Source organism: Texas Phoenix palm phytoplasma (genome assembly GCF_005774685.2).
Classification (GTDB): Bacteria; Bacillota_I; Bacilli_A; order Acholeplasmatales; family Acholeplasmataceae; genus Phytoplasma.
Map to the genome: position 1 here is coordinate 1 of NZ_VBRA02000010.1, position 18354 is coordinate 18354.

Below are 18354 nucleotides of genomic sequence, written 5' to 3' on the forward strand. Positions count from 1 at the left end.
TTAAAAATGTATTTTTTTTAATATATATTATCTATTTTTATGATGATCTATTTTATCTTGGAAAAAATTATTTTTTTTATTTTTTCTTCTTTTTAAAATTATAATTATAATTATAATTAATAATATAAGTAATAAAAAAGAAAACATAATCCAAAATAATTCCAATATATATAATTTATCGATAATAATATTTTTTGTATCAGAATTATTTTTTTTGTTCTGGTTTATTTTTTCATAAATATCATTATATTGAATATTAATTTTTTTTAATGAATTATAAGTTTCATGAATGTTATTTATTCCTCCAGATAAAGCTACAACATTGTCAACTTTTTCTCTTAATTTAAGAAAATTGTTATTATTTATTTTAAGATCTGCTGTTAGTTTATTATTGTTTATTTCTTCGAATGTTTTTAAATTATATAAAAAAAAATCTAATTTTTCTGAAATATTTAAAAAATTTTCTTTTATTTCTTCAAATTTTAAATTTGATTCTTTTGTTAAATTTGATATATGATTTATTATTTGAAATTTTTCTTCATTAATAGAAGAGATAATTGATTTTAAATTTTCTAAATATTCATGTTGTTCAGCAACAATTACTTTTGAAAATTTATTGTCTATTTCAGTGCTAATAGTATCAAAAATTTGGTTTTTAAAGCTTAATGTAATTTGTTTTTCCTTTTCTTTAGAAAAAGTTTTTTGGATTTCTTCTTTAATTTTTTTTATCTTTTCTTGTAAAAAATTACATTTTAATTTTATTGTTTCATTCAATTTCGGATCTTTTTGAATAGCCGTTAAATTGAATTCTATTCCTTCGTCTTCATTATAATTATAAATATCGTTTTTTAAATTATAAGAAAAAATATTATTATTTTGTTTTTTTGATGGATAAAAAATATTATTTATTAAAAATAAACTTAAAATAGTTATTAATATAAATAATTTTATTATAATATTTTTTTTAATTTTTATAATTAATATCTATCCTCCTTATTTAACGGAAATAAAATATTTAAATGATATATTTTATAAAAATAATTTTTCTCAAGTCTAGAGTGAATTATAACATAATGAAAATAATTTTCAAGAAAATGTTTTGATAGAAAAATAATTTTTTAAACAGTTAATTTTGTAATTATTTTGTTAAAATATTTATGAAATTTAATATTTTGAATAAAATTTAAAATAAAACATATTTTTTGTTTTAAATCATCTGAATAAGGTTAATAATAAATTATGAAAAGAAATGATTTTCGTTATTTTTTTCCTGTTTTTAAAAAAAATCCAAAATTAATTTATTTAGATTGTGCTTCTACTTCTTTAAAACCAAAAGTCATAATAGAATGTATTTCATCTTTTTATAAAAATAATGGTTTAAGTTTAAATAATTCAGGTTCTTTATCTTTAAATAATAAATTTTTGATCGAAAAAACAAGAAATAAAATAGCCGATTTTATAAATTCTATGCCTGAAGAAATTATTTTTACTAAAGGAACTACTGAATCTTTAAATTTATTATCTCAAATTTTATCAAATATAATTGAATCTGGAGATGAAATTATAACTTCAGAACTAGAGCATAATTCTTCTTTATTTCCTTGGATTAAGATAGCAAAAGAAAAAAAAGCTAATTTAATATTTGTTCCTCTTAATGAAGAAAATAAAATAACTATAAATAATTTTAAAAAAGTTTTTTCTGAAAAAACTAAAATTATTATTTTAACGCATGTTTCTAATGTTTTAGGTTATGAAACTCCAATTGAAGAAATTATTAAATTTGTTCGTAAAAAAACAGGTAAAAAAGTTTTAGTTATTTTAGATTCTGCTCAATCTGTTGGTCAAAAAAAAATTGATGTTAAAGAGTTAGATGTTGATTTTATTGCTTTTTCTTCTCATAAAATATATGGTCCTTTTGGATTAGGAATTCTTTTCGGAAAAAAATATCTTTTAAATAAATTTGGTTCTTCTCAAATAGGAGGAAGAAATATAAAATTTATTAATTCAGAAAATAATTTTTTTTATGCTGATTTGCCTGAAAAATTTGAACCAGGAACTCCAAATATTGTTGATATTATTTCTTTTCGAAAAAGTTTAGAATTTATAGAAAATATTAGTTTTTACGAAATTAAAAAGAAAAATAAAGAAATAATTCCTTATTTAATTAAAAATTTAAAAACAATACCAAATATAAAAATTTTTAATGAAAATACAGAACATAATATTATTCTTTTTAATTTTAATAATATTCATGCTCATGATGTTGAAAGTTTTTTATCTCAAGAAAGTATTTATATTAGAGCTGGTAATCATTGTTCTTATTTTACTTCTAAAATATTAGGACAAAATAATAATACTATTAGAGTATCTGTTGGTATTCATAATACCAAGCAAGATATAGATATTTTGATTAAAAATTTAAAAAAAATTTCTAGATTTTTTAGTTATTAATAGAAAATAAAAAAAGAAAAAATTTTCATTTTTTCTTTTTTATTTTTTTTTCAAAGGTAAAGGCATTATAAGAAATAATATAAATAATGTTAAGCCAACCCAATGAATATTGTTTTTTAATGATTTTAATAATTCTAACCATTGCGGATTATCTTTTTTTGTTAAATAAAATTTTTCTACAAAAGAATGTATTTTTTCATTCATTTGATTTTCATTTACGTTAGAGTTATTTTTTAAGTCGTTCTTTGTCATTAAAAAAGCTTTTTTAGTAATTAAATCTATTTGTTGAGGTTCGATTTGATCTAAATTTTTTTCTAAAAAGATATAATTATAAACTATATCGTATATTTTTTTATTTAAATCGTGGAAAAAAGTTTGTACGTAATTTTCTATGTCTTCTTTTATTGTTTCTATAATTTCGTCTAAATTCAAGTTATCATAAAATAATTCTTGTTTAGTTTTTTTTTGAATAATATTCAATAATTTTTCTTTTTCAAAATTTGGTAAATTTATTTGTAAATTTTTATCTATTTCTTTCCATTTTTTTGGAAATATATTTTCTATATTATTGTTTTTGTTTATTTTGAATTTTTTTTGTATATTTTCTAACGATAGTTTATTTCTTTTTGAATTTAATTCATAATTTATTTCATTCAAGGTTTCATTTTCTATTTTATTTTTAATTTCTTTTATTTCTGAATTAGAAAAAATATTATTATTTAAGTTTATTTTTTCTACTAAATTTTTTATTTCTTTTTTTATTGTTTCTTGAGTGTAAACGTTTAATTTTTCTTTTATTTCGTTTGTTATGTTGTTTTTAACTAAATTTAAATTTTCTATTTTATTTTTAAAAGAATTTTCTATTTGTTCTGAAAGTAATTTTTTTATTAATTCTTGTAAAACATTGTCTTCTTCAATATAATTTGTTTCTGATAAAGTTTTTTTCATTATATCGTTTAATAAATCTTTTTTAATTTTTTTTATATAATTTGATATTGTGGATTCTAATTCAGGTTGGTTGTTTTCTGTTTTTAAAGAAATTTTTAATAATTCTTGTTCTAAAGTATTATTTTTTAAAAACTTATATTTATTTGAAAATTCATTTATTAATTGATTAGCAATTTGTTGGTTATGATTTATTTTTTCTAAATTCCAAATAAAATACATTTTAGAAATTTTTTTTGAGATACCTAAATTTATAATATCTTCAAAAGAAGTAATATTTTCTTTTGTTTTTTTTGAGTTTTGCGAGTTTATTTCTTTTTCGTATTCGAAATAAATACCTAATAATTTTTCCGGCAAGAAAGATTCGTTATTATAAAATTTTTTTATTTTATTTTTAATTTCTTGTGTGTTTTCGTATAAAGGTATTTCTACGATTTTGTTTTTATTTTCATTAAATACTGGTTTTTCTGAATATTGAAAATATTTATTATAAATCGAATTAAAGTAATTTTGTTCTTCTTGGTTTTCGAAAATACTATCTTTAAAAAGATTTTTAATTGGTATTTTTTTATATTCTTTTATAGGAAAAATTTCATTCATGTTTATTTTGTTATTTGTGTATTTAGAATTCCAATTTTCTAAATTATTTTGATCTGTTATTCTGTCTGTTGCTAATTGTAAATCTATTGGCAAAATTGTAAAATGGTCGTTTTCTACAGCTATAACTGATGCTTGATCCAATAATTCTATCATTTTTCTAGGAGTTTTTAATAAATTTTTATCAGAATTTGCTATTTTTTTTGCTACTTCATCTAAAATATTGTATGTTCTTATGTCTATTTTGTATTTTTTAGAAATTAATTTTAAAAACATTTGTATATCTTTATCGTTCCATATATCTACCTTAATCCACTTATTAAAACGGCTTAAAATTGCTGAATCTATTTCATCTTTATAATTAGTTGTAGCTATAATAAAAACTGGTTTGTTTTTATCAAAACGAATTCCTTCTATGTAAGATAAAAAAGCTGAGATTACATTTCCGTGGTCTGAATTTAATCCATTAGAAACTCTTGATTTGAATACCGTTTCACATTCATCAATTAAAATAATACTTGGAGAATGTTTTTGAGCTTGTTCAAAAAGACTTTCTATTAATCTAGGCGATTCTCCTACATATGTTTTAGAAAAATCAGCTGAAGAAACACTAAAAAACGGTAATCCTGCTTCTTTTGCAAAAGCTTGAGATAGAAAAGTTTTACCTGTGCCTGGAGGACCGTATAATAAAATACCTTTTGGTGTTTTTTGTGTTCCTATAGATTTATATAATTCAGGATTTTTTAAATATTTTAAACTTTCTTTTAGTTGTTCAATTGTTTCTTGATTTCCTATAATGTCTTTGAAACTTGCAAAATCTTGTGTTGGTCTTAAAAATTTAGCAGTATTATCTATTTCTTGTTGTTTAATTGAATCTTTTTTTTCTTTTTGTTCTTGTTTATCAAATAATTCAGATAATTTGTCTAATGATTTATTTAACATTTTCCATAATACTTTATTTCCTACTTGTTCTTCTTCAATATTGTTTTTTGCTTTTTCTAATTCATCATTTAAAGAAGATAAAGCATTAGTTTGTTTTTGTATTTGATTATTTAAAATTCTTTTTTCTTTTTCACTTATATCGTTTAATTGTTCTATTTCTTTTTTTCTTTTGATAAGGTTTGTTTCAAGTTCTATTTTTTCTTTTTGTAAATTATCTATTTTAGTATTTTGTATTTTTAATTTTTCTTCAAAAAAATTTATTTCTTTTTCTAGAGAAGATATTTGTTTTTTAAGATCTTCTTGAATTTCTGATGAAAGTTCATTATTATTTTCTAATTGTTCTTGTTTATTTTGTAATTCTTGATTTTTTAAATGAATTTGATTTCTTGTTTCTTGAATAATATTTTGTGTTTCTGTTACTTTAGACTCTAATTGGTTAATTTTATTTTGTTTTTCTTCTAATTTTTGTTTGAGTCTTTCAATAGCATTGTTTAAGTTTGTTATTTGTGTATGAGCATTGTCTAGTTCGTTATTGATAGATTCTAATTTTGTTTTTTGTTCGTTGATTTGATTATTTAAAGTTCTCTTTTCTTCTGCGTTTAAAGTATTTAAATTTGCAATTTCTTGGTTTTTATAATTTAATTCGTTTTTAATTTCGTCTTTTTCTCTTTTTAAATTATTTATTTCTTGTTTTTGGTTTGTGATTTGTTGATTTAATCCAGTAACTTCTGAATTTAAAGTTTGGATGTCGTTTTTTAAGTTTTGTTTTTCTTGTTCTGATAAACGATTATTTTCCGCTAATTGTTGAATTTTTGTTTGTATTTCGTTATTTTTAGCATCAATTTGTCTTTGGGATGCTTGAATAATATTTTGCGTTTCTTTAGCTTTAGTTTCTAATTTGTTAATTTGATTTTGTTTTTCTGCTAATTCTAATTTATATTGCTTAATAGCTTTGTTTAGGTTTGTGATTTGATTATTAGCATTTTCCAATTCGTTATTGATAGATTCTAATTTTGTTTTTTGTTCGTTGATTTGATTATTTAAAGTTCTTTTTTCTTCTGTGTTTAAAGTATTTAAATTTATAATTTCTTGTTTTTTATTTTCTAATTCGTTTTTAATTTCGTCTTTTTCTCTTGTTAAATTATTTATTTCTTGTTTTTGGTTTGTGATTTGTTGGTTTAATCCAGTAACTTCTGAATTTAAAGTTTGGATGTCGTTTTTGAATTGTTGTTTTTCTCTTTGTGATAAACGATTATTTTCCGCTAATTCTTGGATTTTTCTTTGTATTTCGTTATTTTTAGCATCAATTTGTCTTTGGGATTCTTGAATAATATTTTGTGTTTCTTTAACTTTAGTTTCTAATTCGTTAATTTGATTTTGTTTTTCTTCTAATTTTAATTTATATTCGTTAATAGCTTTGTTTAAGTTTGTTATTTGATTATTAGCATTTTCAAGTTCGTTATGTATAGAATCTAATTCTATATTTTGTTCTTGTATTTGAAAATTTAATGATTTTTTTTCTTCTTCGTTTAAATAATTTAAATTTTCAATTTCTTTTTGTGCATGAATTAAGTTTTCGTGAATTTCGTTTTTTTCTTTTTTTAAAGAATTTATTTCTTGTTTTTGGTTTGTGATTTGTTGGTTTAATCCAGTAACTTCTGAATTTAAATTTTTTATTCTTTTTCTTAAATTTTGTTTCACTTTGTTTGACAAATTATTATTTTCATTTAATTCTTTTATTTTTTCTTGTATTTCTATATTTTTCTCATCTATTTGTTTTTGGGATGCTTGAATAATATTTTGTGTTTCTTTAACTTTATTTTCTAATTCGTTAATTTGATTTTGTTTTTCTGCTAATTCTATTTTTTGTTTACTTAAGTTTATTTGAAGATCTCTCATTTGTTGATCTGCAATTTGAAATTCAAGATTAATTTTGTTTAATTCAATATTTTGTTCTTGTATTTTCAAATTTAATGATTTTTTTTCTTCTTCGTTTAAAAAATTTAAACTTTCAATTTCTTTTTGTTTATTAATTAACAAGTTTTGAATATTTTTTTTGTCTTGTGTTAAAAACAATATTGTACCTGTTTGTTTCAATATAAAATCTTTTTGTTCTAATACTTCTGTATTTAAATTTTTTATTTTGTTTTTTAAAATTTGTTTTTCTTTTTCAGATAAATTTTTTTTTTCTTCTAATTCTTTTTTTGTATTTGCTAGTTTTTGTTCTTTAATATTAATTTTTTCTTGAAAATTTTTTGTTTCTGTTTGAATTAATGATAATTTTCTTTTTATTTCTTTTAATTCTTCTTCTTTTTTTTGAATTATTTTTCTTTGTTCTGATGCACTTTTTTCATAATTTTTTAATAATTGATTTAAAGAATTTATTCTGTTTGTTTGTTCTTCAATAAATTTATTTTTTTCTTCTAGAGAATTAAAGTTTTTTTCTTTTAAAATTTTTTCATTTAATTCTAATATTTGTTCTATTTTTAGGAAATTTTCTACTAAAAAATTAGCATAATTTTTAGAAATAAATAATATATTTCTAGGATACCAAAGTTGCCACCCTTTTTCTTTAGATGTTTGAAAATTATTTGCTTTACTTAATAAATAATTATTATAATTCTTATAATCATAGTGATTAGCTATAAATCTAAATAAATGTTTATTACTTTCTTCGATGGATGTTTCATATAATATATCTTTAAATTCACCTGATAAATCATACATATCTAATAAACTTAAAAGATATTCTGTATTATTTATTTTTGTTTTATCTATTTCATAATATTCTTTTTTCGTAAATTCTTCGCAAATTTTTTCTATAACTTTTTTAAATGCTTTTGGATAATTTTTTAAAACAGGAAATAAATCATATAATTTTTGAGCCGATTTATAATTTATATAATTTTGATAATTTTCTTCATTATTATCTTTCTGAAAATTTGATTCTTCTTTATAATTATAATTATCAGCTTTTACTTTTTGAATAAAACATAATATAAATAAAAACAAAAAAATATTAAATAAAAATAGTTTTTTAATTTTTTGCATGTTAATTTTTTTCAAGACTTTCTAATTAAGATATATTTGATCTTATAAATGTTTTGAAGGAAATATTATGTAAATTAGAATTTATCGATATTAGTGGGTTATTGATGATACAAAATTCAATATTTTTGTTTGTCAAAAAATGAATTTGTATATTAATGTCCTAGGTAATGAATTATAAATAGTGAATTAGAGTTTAGTTTTAGTTTCAGTTTTTTTGTCTAAATATTTTGGGTAAATATGTGTTTTTGTTTTTTTGCATAATATCAAACGTCATTAAAAAATAATAAATTTTTTTGCATGTTAATAGGTTTTAAAAAAAATTATTTATTTATTTTTTTTAAAATTATATTAGTTATTTCTTCTATTGTGGTATTAGGATCATCTATTTTAATTTCTAAAATTTTGTTTTTTTGTTTATAAAAATTTATTAAAGGAAAAGTTTCTTTTTTGTAAATAATTAAACGTTGTATGAAAGTTTTTATGTTATCATCTTTTCTTTTTTTTAATTTTTCATTATCATTATCACAAAAATTATTTCTTTTAGGAATTTTTTTTTCTTTGTTATAAATTTCTCCACATTTAGGACAAACTATTCTTCCTGTTATTCTTTTTCTAAGAACTTCTTCTGCAGAATTAAAATAAATTACTTTTGATAATTCTATTTTTTTGTTTTCTAATTCTTTATCTAAAAAAATAGCTTGATTTAAATTACGAGGAAAACCATCTAAAATAAATCCATTTTCAATTTTTTTTTGATATAAATGTTCACTTATCATTTTATTTGTAATTTCATCAGGAACTAAAGAGCCTTTTTCTATAAAAGAATGCACTAATTTTCCTAAATTAGTTTTGTTTTTTAGGTTATTACGAAATATGTCTCCTATAGAAATATGAGGAATTTTAAAATGTTTAGATAAAATAGAAGATTGCGTACCTTTTCCAGTAGCAGGCGGTCCTATTAATATTATATTCACTTTTTTGATACCCTTTTATAAATAAATATTAATATAATTGTTTACATATTATTAAATTAATAATTATATCACATACGCATATATTAATTTTTAAATATTTATTGATTGATTCTGAAAATTTAATTTTTTTTTATAAAAATATATTTAAAAAAATATAATAATATAATAATATTTTTTTCAATAATTTTATTTATTTATTTTTTATTTATTCTTTTTAAATAAACATTTAAAAATTTAAAATATAAATTTATTTATCTATTTCTAAAAATAAATTTTTTTATTGCTTTGCTTTTGCTTTTTTCTTTTTATATATATTTTTTTAAATATATTTTATATTTTCGTTATTTATAATTTTTCATATATAATATTTAAAATTTAATTTTTTAATTTAATTAATTTTTAAATTTCTAATATTTATATCTTAAAAAAATAAATAATTTTTGCTTAAATTTATTATTTTAAATTTTTTATTTAACATAATTATTTAATTAATATTTTATAAATTTTATAAAGTTATTTCTATGTTAAAAAAATAAACAATAAACAAAAAAAGGCAACGTTATATTTCTTATTTATATTTTTGTCTTTTTTAAAGCAACTTACTTAATATTTATATCATATTACGACAAAAATTTCAATATAAATTTATTTTTATTATTTAATTTTTTTAATTATTTTATAATTTTATAAGTTTCTTGACTAATTTCTTTTTTTAAATTACAATATATATGAAAATAAGATATTTTAAAAATAGAAATAAAAGCAATAATTATAAAAAAAATGAAAAAGATAAATAAATTTTTATTTTTAAATTTTTAATAAATTATGGATAGAAATTTATAATTTAGTTTATTTAAATTTTTTTTTATATTATTTTATAAATAAATATGCTTTTATATTTTTTATCACAAGGAGATTTATATAAAAAAATGTCAAGTTATACTAATCCTAATTGGAAAGTTTCCCGTCGTTTAAACTATTCTTTATCAGGAACTGAAAAAGAATTTAAAAAATTAAAAAATAAAATTAATATTTCTTCTCAACAAAGAAAAAGAAAAAGTAAATTGAGTGATTATAATATTCAATTACAAGAAAAACAAAAAGTTCGTTTTATTTATGGTATTTCTGAAAAACAATTTAAGAAGATTTTTTATAGTTCTGCTAAGTTAAATGGAATTCATGGAAAAAATTTTTTGATTTGTTTAGAATCTCGTTTAGATAATATTGTTTATCGTTTGAATATAGCTAGAACTAGAGCTCAAGCAAAGCAATTAATTTCTCATGGTCATATTATGGTTGATTCTAAAAAGGTTGATATTGGTTCTTATTGTTTAAAACCTGGTCAACAAGTTTCTTTGAAAGAAAAAATTCAAAATTCAGATATTATAAAATTCAATATTAATGAAAATAAAAAGAATAATTTTAAACTTAAAGAATATCTTGCTTTTGATGCAAAAAAATTAGTTGGAAAATATATTAGATTTCCTGAAAGAAATGAATTTTTGTCTGATATTAACGAACAACTAATTGTTGAATTTTATAATAGATAAAATTAATATTTTAATTAACAAAAATAAAATAATATTAAATTCATTATATGTTTTTTTACATTATTATTGTGCTGCTATAATATTTTTAACGGATTTAATTAAAAATATTTAACTTTTAATGATGAATATAATAATTATTTTTTTATTTTTTTTCTTTTCTAAAATTTTTAAAAAATATTTATAAAAAAATGAAAAATATGAAAAAACAAAATAATAAATATTTTGAACAATTAAAAATTTTTGTTCGTAAAATTAGTCTTCAATCGACTTTTGAAACTCTTAAATATTTTAATACTAATTTAGAAGGTTTATCTTTAGCAGAAGCTCGAAAAAGAATAAAAATTCATGGTAAGAATATTTTTGATAAGAAAAAAAATTCTTTAATTGCGAAAATAATAGAAATTCTTTTTAATCCTTTTAATATAATTTTATTAATTGTTATGTTTTTTTCTTTTTTACAAGATGTTTATTTTTCTAAAGAAGAAAGAGATTATTCTACTTTAATAGTTATTATTTTTGTTTTGTTTCTTTCTAATATTATGCATTTTATTCAGTCAGCTAAATTTTCTAAGATAACTGAAAAACTTAAAAAAGTTGTTCAGACTACTTCAACAATCAAAAGAGATAAAAAAATTTATAAAATTCCTTTAGATGATATTGTTGTTGGGGATATAATTTATTTATCTTCTGGAGATATTGTTCCTGCAGATGTTAAACTTTTCGAAACTAAAGATTTTTTTGTTAAGGAAACTTTTTTAACAGGAGAAAATGAACCTATTGAAAAAAATTCTATTTGTTTAAAAAAATATGAAAATATTTTAGAAGATAAAAGAATTGTTTTTATGGGAACTAATGTAGTATCTGGTTATGCTAAAGGTATTGTTATTTCAAAAGGCAACAGTACGTACCTAGGTCAAATTAATAAATTCATTATACAAAAAAAACCTATTACTACTTTACAAAAAGAAATTAATTCTATTGTAAAATTGTTAAGTTTTTGTGTATTAATAATATTTTGTCTAATATTTATTTTAAATTTTTTTAAACATTCTGATAATTTTCAATTTTTAGATGTTTTTTTGTTTTCTTTGACTATAACTTTAGGTATCACTCCTGAAATGTTACCTTTGATAGTAACTACTTCTTTTTTAACAGGTGTTTATTCTTTATCTAAAAAAAATGTAATTGTTAAAAATTTATATTCTATACAAGATTTTGGTTCAATGAATTTTTTATTTACTGATAAAACAGGCACTTTAACTGAAGATTCTATGTCAGTAGAAAACTATTTTAATTTAAATAATATGAACGATAAAAGAGTTTTAGAATATTCTTTTTTAAATAGTTATTTTCAAACTAAAATTAAAAGTTCTATAGATTTAGCTATTATTGATAAAATGAATAAAATTTTAGAAAAAACACCTGATGAAATTAATTTTCATAAAAAATTTGTCAAAAATAATGAAATACCTTTTGATTTTAAAAGAAGAATAGTAAGTGTTATTTTAGATGATAATAGTCAATATAAAAAGATTATAACTAAAGGTGCAATTGAAGAAATATTGAATATTTGTGAATCTTGTGAATTTTTTGATTCAAAAAACAATAATAAGAAAATTATATCTTTGGATAAAGAAAAAATATTAAAAAATACTATTTTTTATAATCAAAAAGGTTTTCGTGTTATAGGAGTTGCTTATAAAAATATTTCAAAAGATATTTTTGATGATAATATTATAAATAATTATGAGAAAAATATGATTTTTATAGGTTTTTTGACTTTATTTGATAAACCAAAAAAAACTGCAAAAAAAGCAATTTATTCTTTAAAAAATAATGGCGTTAAAGTAAAAATTTTAACAGGAGATAATGAAGTTTTATCTAAGATGATTGCTTCTAAAATTCAAATAGATAATTCTAAAGAATGTTTATCGGGTTATGAAATAGATAAAATGGATGATGAAGAATTATATACTAAATTATTGAACATAGATATTTTATTTAAATTGAATCCAGAACAAAAATCTCGTATTGTTTCTGTATTTAAAAATAAAAATAATATTGTTGGTTTTATGGGAGATGGAATTAATGATGCTCCTGCTATGCAAATTGCTAATTTATCTATTTCTGTAGATTCAGGCGTAGATATAGCAAAAGAATCTGCTGATATTATTCTTTTATCTAAGGATTTAAATGTTTTAAAAGATGCAATTTTAGAAAGTCGTAAAATTTACAATAATATGATGAAGTATATTAAATTTACTTTATCATCTAATTTTGGTAATATTTTAAGCGTTTTGGTAGCTTTTTATTTTTTAAAATTTGTTCCTTTATTACCGATTCAAATTTTGTTTTTAAATTTAATTTATGATTTTTCTTGTTTAGCATTGCCTTTTGATAATGTTGATTCTCGTTATTTAAGAACTCCTCGTAAATGGAATTTAAAAAAAATTATTAATTTTATGTTTTTATTTGGATTTATTGCTTTTATTTTTGATTTATTGTTTTGTTTTGGTTTATATTTTATATATCAAAAAATAAATTATAATTTTTTTGATGATCCAATTACATTTAGAACAAGTTGGTTTATTTTTTCTATTTTTACTCAAATTTTAACTATTTTGATTTTGAGAACAGATAATTTTATTAAAGATTCTAAAATTTCCATAATAAACCTACTTTTTCTATTTTTTGGCGGTATATTTGCTGTTTTTTTGGTTAGTATTGAATTTTTTAGTAGTTTTTTATATTTTAAAAATATTTTTAATTTAAAATATATAATTTTTTTAATATTATTATTATTTTTTTACGGAATATGTTTGATTTTTGCTAAAAATATTTTTATCAAAAAAAATAAAGAATTGTTATAAATTTTAAAAATAAAATTAAAGATCGGGTAAATTATAATTATGTTGTCTTTTTCATATTTTGTACAAATATTATTATATATAATTGTTTCTTTTTTGATTTGTTATATTTCTTTTTGTATTTTTTTCAGTAAATATGAATTTATAAAAATATTATATTCTTTTTTTTTAGGAATTCTATTTGTTTATTATTTTAAAAAAATATTTAACGAAAAGCATTTAAATTATGATATAGAATCTAAATTAGGTTTTCCTATATATAATTCTTTATTGACTTTTATTTTGCTTTTCCCTATAATCATCAGAGCTCCATATTTAAGGTTTCATTTTCAAAATTTTTCCAAATTATGGAATAGAAATAAAACTTTTATTATGGTAAGTAAGAATACTCAACAATGTATTTTAGAATCTGTTTTAGAAATGTCTAAAAAAAAAATAGGAGCATTGATAACTATTGAAAAATACAATACTTTAGAACAATTTGCTCAAAAATCTGTTTTAATTGAGGGAAATGTTTCTAAAGAGTTATTATTGAATATTTTTATTCCTAATTCTCCTTTGCATGACGGAGCTGTTATTATAAGGGGTAATAAAATTTTATCAGCTGGAGCTTACTTTATGTTATCTGAAAAACAACATTTTGAAAAGACAACAGGTTCTAGACACCGTGCAGCTTTAGGAATTAGCGAAAGTACAGATAGTATGACTATTGTTGTTTCTGAAGAAACGGGCAGTATGTCTATTGCTTTAGAAGGTATTATGTTAAAAATAAATAATAAAAATCAAATTCAAGAATATTTAGCTATGTTTATGGTCTAATTTAAAAATTTTTTTATTATATTAATATTTCAAAAAAGGGTTGTGAAAATGAATAAAAAAAAATTAGGAATTGTTATTGATTCTACTATAGGTTCTTATTTAGATAAAAGTATTTTTCCTTATTTTGAAATTGATGTTGTTCCTATAAGCATTATTGCTGATAATAGAACATTTTTAGATTCAGAATTTAATAATGAACTTATGATGAGTTATTTAAAAGAAGGTAAAGAAATTACTACAAGTCAACCTAATCCTCAATTATTTTTAAAATCTTTTAAGAAACAATTAGAATTAGGGTGTGAACATATATTTTGTCTAACTTTATCAAAGAAATTAAGTGGAACTTTTTATAGCGCTCAAAAAGCTCAAAAATTACTTAATGTTAAAAATATTACTGTTCTAGATACTGATAGTATTGGACCTGGAATGTTTTTTTCTTTAAAAAAAATTTATGAATATTTTACTAGTTCCAATTTTTCATATGATGAAATTTTTCAAAAAGTTACAGAAATTCAAAAACAAAACAGTATTTTATTTGTTTTGGATGATTTAAAACAATTGTCAGTTAATAATAGAATAAATAGATTTCAAATGTTTATTGGTTCTTTATTTAAAATAAAACCTATTCTAAGAATGAACCAAGGAGTTATTTCTATAGAAAAAAAAGTAAGAAGTATTAATAATTGTATTCGTTATTTAGTAGAATATATTTTAAATTTTAGAAATAAACAAAAAAATGGTTTTATAGAAGTTAATATTATTTATGTTTATGATGACATTTACGCACAACAATTAAAAAAAGAAATTCAAAAATTAAATTGTTCTAAAATTAAAATTTCTATGTATGGTCAAGTATCTACTGTTATTGCTATTCATTTAAGATCTAAAGCTTTTGGTTTTTATTTGAATAGAATTTAATTTTTTATTTAGTTTAGTTTAATCTATTTTTTAGTAAATTTTTAATTTCTTTTAATGTTTGTATTTTTTCATTTTCCATGTTTTCTAATTTTTGTTTGGCTTCTAATTGTTCGTTTTTTATTATTTCTTGGTTTTTATTTTCTTCTTTTGAAATTTTATTATTTATATAACTGAAAATAACATAAAAAATAAAAGAAACCATTAAAAATTCTAAAATACTTTGAATAAAATTCCCATAATTTATAAAAATATCTCCACTTAAATGTAATCTTAATCCTTTTAAAGAGTATGTTTTACTAAATAATAAGTTTATTGGCGGCATAATTATATCTGATGTTAAAGAAGTTACTATTTTTGAAAATAATTGACTCAGTATAAAAGCTACTGATAATTTTATAACATCTCCTTTATTTATAAATTTTTTAAAACCTTCTTTAAAATTATTTATTTTTTGTAAATCTATTGTTTTTGTCATAATTAATTGATCCATCCGTATTTTTTGTATTTTATTATAATTTCTTTGTTTAAGTTAATAATTAAAAAAAATTTTATTATAAAATTCTTCTATTCTTTTATATTATAATAAAATACAAAAATTTAACTATTTAATTAATCACATTTATTACATTTTTTAAATTTATTAAAATTATGAAATTTTATATTCTTTATAGTTGTGTTATAATTATATTGTTGTTAGATAAACTTTTATAACTTTTATATTAAAATATTAAAAAAATATTTTTTTTTAATTCTTTAAAAGAAGGTAAATAAAATTATGGATTCAGTAGAAGTTCAAACTATTCTTAATTCATATCCCATTTTAACAAAATCTATAGTCAGTGCATTAATTTTTATGTTAATTTGTTTTTCAGGTCCTATTATAATAATTTTTTTGACTTTGATTAAAAAAACAATTGAATTGATATATCGCATTTTTATATTTAATTTGAGTTATATATTTCCTCATATTAATAATGAAAAAGAAAAAGTTGATAATGAATTAAATATTGATAAAAATAATATGCAAAAAGATAATAATTTTTCAAATGATAAAAATAATCAAAATTTAACTTTAATCGAGATGAAAATTTTAGAACTTGAAAATAAAGAGTATAAAAATCAATTTCATCAACATAACTTATTCAAATTGGAGTTAAATCAGCATAAAATTGAAAATAAATTAGAGTTAAACGAACAAAAATATTATTTTGAAACTAAGAGATTAGAAAATCAAATAACTTCATTAGAAAAAGAATTAGATAAAGTAAAACAAACTAAAAAATATGAAAATTATTTTTGTGAAAATGAAAATAATAAATTTATGAATAAAAATAAAGATAATGAATTTTTTCAAGAGAAAATTGATTTTGATTTTATAGATGAGGCTTTGAAAAAACAAATTCCAGGTAGCTTAAAAAAAATTTTTGATAGAATTGAAAATTTAGAAAATATTCAGTTATTTATATTAAATAATATTATGAATGTTGATTCTTATTATGATTCTAACAAGCACGCTTTGTATATTCGTCCTAAGGATTTTATTTTTGTTAAAAATTTTTTGATAGATAAACAAAGAGAGCAAAAAAAATTAAATTAAAATTAAAAAAAAATTCAAAAATAATTTTTGAATTTTTTTTTTTAAATTTTATTTTAATTCTAAATATTCTTCTTTAGGTTTAATATTTTTTGTTTTTTTGTTTATAGTTAAAACTAATAAACCATCTTCTACATGACCTTTTAAATCATTAATGCTAAATTCTTCACCTAAATTAAAACTACGTTTAGCAATTCCTTGCATTCTTTCTTTTTTTAAATATCTAAATTTTTCTTTTTCTTTTTCTTCTTTTTCTTTTGGTAATTGAGTTTCTATATTTAACCATTTTCCGTTTAAACTTATTTTAATATTTTCTTTTTTAAAGCCAGGAACATCAATTAATATAGCATAATAATTATCAAATTCTTTAATATCTGTTTTCATATAATTTTGATTGGAAAAATGATTGTTTTGTAAATCTTCAAAAAAATTTTCTATTAAATCTTTTTGGTTATCTAATAAAAAAAATGGTAATTGTAATGTCATAAATTATTTCACCTCTTTTTATCTTTTTTAAATTTTTTTAAAATTTCAACATTAAAAATAAAAATAAATAAAAAATTATATTTTATATTTTTTTGTTAAATAAGTAATTAATTTTAAAATTTAAAAAACATAATTGGAATGTTTCTTATGTTTATGATAAATTATAAATTATTTTATTATTTTTTTAAAAAAACTTGAAAATAAATAAAAATATTATTGTTTGAATCATTCCGAAATTTATTTTAACAATTATTTTTTTTAAAGTCAATGTTTTTTTTATTAAAATTTTGAATTTAATTTATCAAATAAATTTATTTATAATTCATGTATAATAATAAATGTGTGTATTCTAAACAAAGATTAAAATTTATTTTTATATATTTTATAATTTAATTAATTAAATAAAAATATAAATATAAATTAAAATAAATTTTTAGAATAACAATATTATTTTTTTTATATTTTAAATTTTATTATTTTATATGGCGGTTATGGCGAAGTGGTTAACGCAGCGGCTTGTGGCGCCGATATTCGTGGGTTCGATTCGGGCGCGAAATGATGCCTAATTATTAGTGATTTAACGCATCACGAATATAATAATATATTCCTTCATATTCTTGGCTTTTGAAACGAAAGAATTAAAAGTTACAGCAAAGAATAAAAGCGGATTGAGGAGAAATTCATATCCAATAAGATTACGCCAGAAGAATGACTCATACGGATAACCTTTGTGAAAAAAGGCTAAATGCAATTAAATGGAGTAATAACTCAACATAAGAGTAATGAATTGAAACTCTTATTCGGAATTTTTTGAAGATTAGGAATTGAATTTTCAAAATATTAAAGTTTTTAAATTTTTTATAAAAAAACTAATTCCGTTCCTACCTTAAACTTTATTCTTCAATGTTATATAGATTGAAGAATTAATTATAAAGGTCTGCATACCTAAATGAGTCGCGTAGATAATTAGAGTAACTTCGATCTTCCTAAACTTCTCTTAGAGAAAAAAATTCTCTGAAAAAAAACACAGAATAGTCTGTGGAAGTAAGGAAAAAGCAAAATCATAGTAGTCGTGAGTAATTCAAAGCTTCTTTTGGAATAAAGAAGTGGACTGACTCACCAAGGCAAAGGGTAATAACCTTTACAAGGCGAAAGAGGAA

General features: G+C 19.0%; 11 protein-coding genes. 6 read left to right on the forward strand and 5 right to left on the reverse strand.

The genetic code is table 11. The annotated features are described in order from the left end of the window. Positions 1-27: 27 nt before the first annotated feature. Positions 28-774, reverse strand: a complete 747-nt coding sequence (locus FEF22_RS01965; protein ID WP_138107796.1) for a hypothetical protein — start codon at positions 772-774, stop codon at positions 28-30. A gap of 465 nt (positions 775-1239) precedes the next feature. Here FEF22_RS01965 and FEF22_RS01970 point away from each other — a divergent pair, with 465 nt between their 5' ends. Continuing rightward, positions 1240-2451, forward strand: coding sequence for an aminotransferase class V-fold PLP-dependent enzyme (locus tag FEF22_RS01970; protein WP_138107795.1), 1212 nt, complete (start codon positions 1240-1242; stop codon positions 2449-2451). A 39-nt stretch (positions 2452-2490) separates the two neighbouring features. Here the strand turns inward: FEF22_RS01970 and FEF22_RS01975 are convergent, their stop codons facing one another. Both FEF22_RS01975 and FEF22_RS01980 read right to left on the reverse strand, forming a co-directional pair. Then, positions 2491-8001: an AAA family ATPase gene (locus tag FEF22_RS01975; RefSeq protein WP_210352284.1), complete on the reverse strand. Its 5511-nt coding sequence runs from the start codon at positions 7999-8001 to the stop codon at positions 2491-2493. Between the two features lie 305 nt (positions 8002-8306). Beyond that, positions 8307-8960, reverse strand: a complete 654-nt coding sequence (locus FEF22_RS01980) for an adenylate kinase (RefSeq protein WP_138107879.1) — start codon at positions 8958-8960, stop codon at positions 8307-8309. A 929-nt stretch (positions 8961-9889) separates the two neighbouring features. Here FEF22_RS01980 and rpsD point away from each other — a divergent pair. The 4 genes from rpsD to FEF22_RS02000 all read left to right on the forward strand — a co-directional run bounded on the left by rpsD (position 9890) and on the right by FEF22_RS02000 (position 15114). Continuing rightward, positions 9890-10510, forward strand: coding sequence for a 30S ribosomal protein S4 (gene rpsD, locus FEF22_RS01985; protein WP_138107880.1), 621 nt, complete (start codon positions 9890-9892; stop codon positions 10508-10510). A 188-nt stretch (positions 10511-10698) separates the two neighbouring features. Next, complete coding sequence (gene mgtA / locus FEF22_RS01990; RefSeq protein WP_246833714.1) at positions 10699-13380, forward strand: magnesium-translocating P-type ATPase; 2682 nt, start codon at positions 10699-10701, stop codon at positions 13378-13380. Positions 13381-13419: 39 nt separating this feature from the next. Continuing rightward, on the forward strand, positions 13420-14196 hold the full coding sequence (locus tag FEF22_RS01995; protein ID WP_138107881.1) for a diadenylate cyclase: 777 nt from the start codon (positions 13420-13422) through the stop codon (positions 14194-14196). A 48-nt stretch (positions 14197-14244) separates the two neighbouring features. Then, complete coding sequence (locus FEF22_RS02000) at positions 14245-15114, forward strand: DegV family protein (protein ID WP_138107882.1); 870 nt, start codon at positions 14245-14247, stop codon at positions 15112-15114. Positions 15115-15127: 13 nt separating this feature from the next. Here FEF22_RS02000 and mscL read toward each other — a convergent pair whose 3' ends face one another. Then, positions 15128-15604 carry a large conductance mechanosensitive channel protein MscL gene (gene mscL, locus FEF22_RS02005; protein WP_138107883.1) on the reverse strand — a complete coding sequence of 159 codons (477 nt, stop codon included), beginning with the start codon at positions 15602-15604 and terminating at the stop codon, positions 15128-15130. Between the two features lie 285 nt (positions 15605-15889). On the opposite strand from mscL, the gene FEF22_RS02010 reads away from it, so the two are divergent. Further along, complete coding sequence (locus tag FEF22_RS02010; RefSeq protein ID WP_138107884.1) at positions 15890-16711, forward strand: hypothetical protein; 822 nt, start codon at positions 15890-15892, stop codon at positions 16709-16711. A gap of 48 nt (positions 16712-16759) precedes the next feature. Here the strand turns inward: FEF22_RS02010 and FEF22_RS02015 are convergent, their stop codons facing one another. Further along, complete coding sequence (locus tag FEF22_RS02015; RefSeq protein WP_138107885.1) at positions 16760-17194, reverse strand: Hsp20 family protein; 435 nt, start codon at positions 17192-17194, stop codon at positions 16760-16762. Between the last annotated feature and the right edge of the window lie 1160 nt (positions 17195-18354).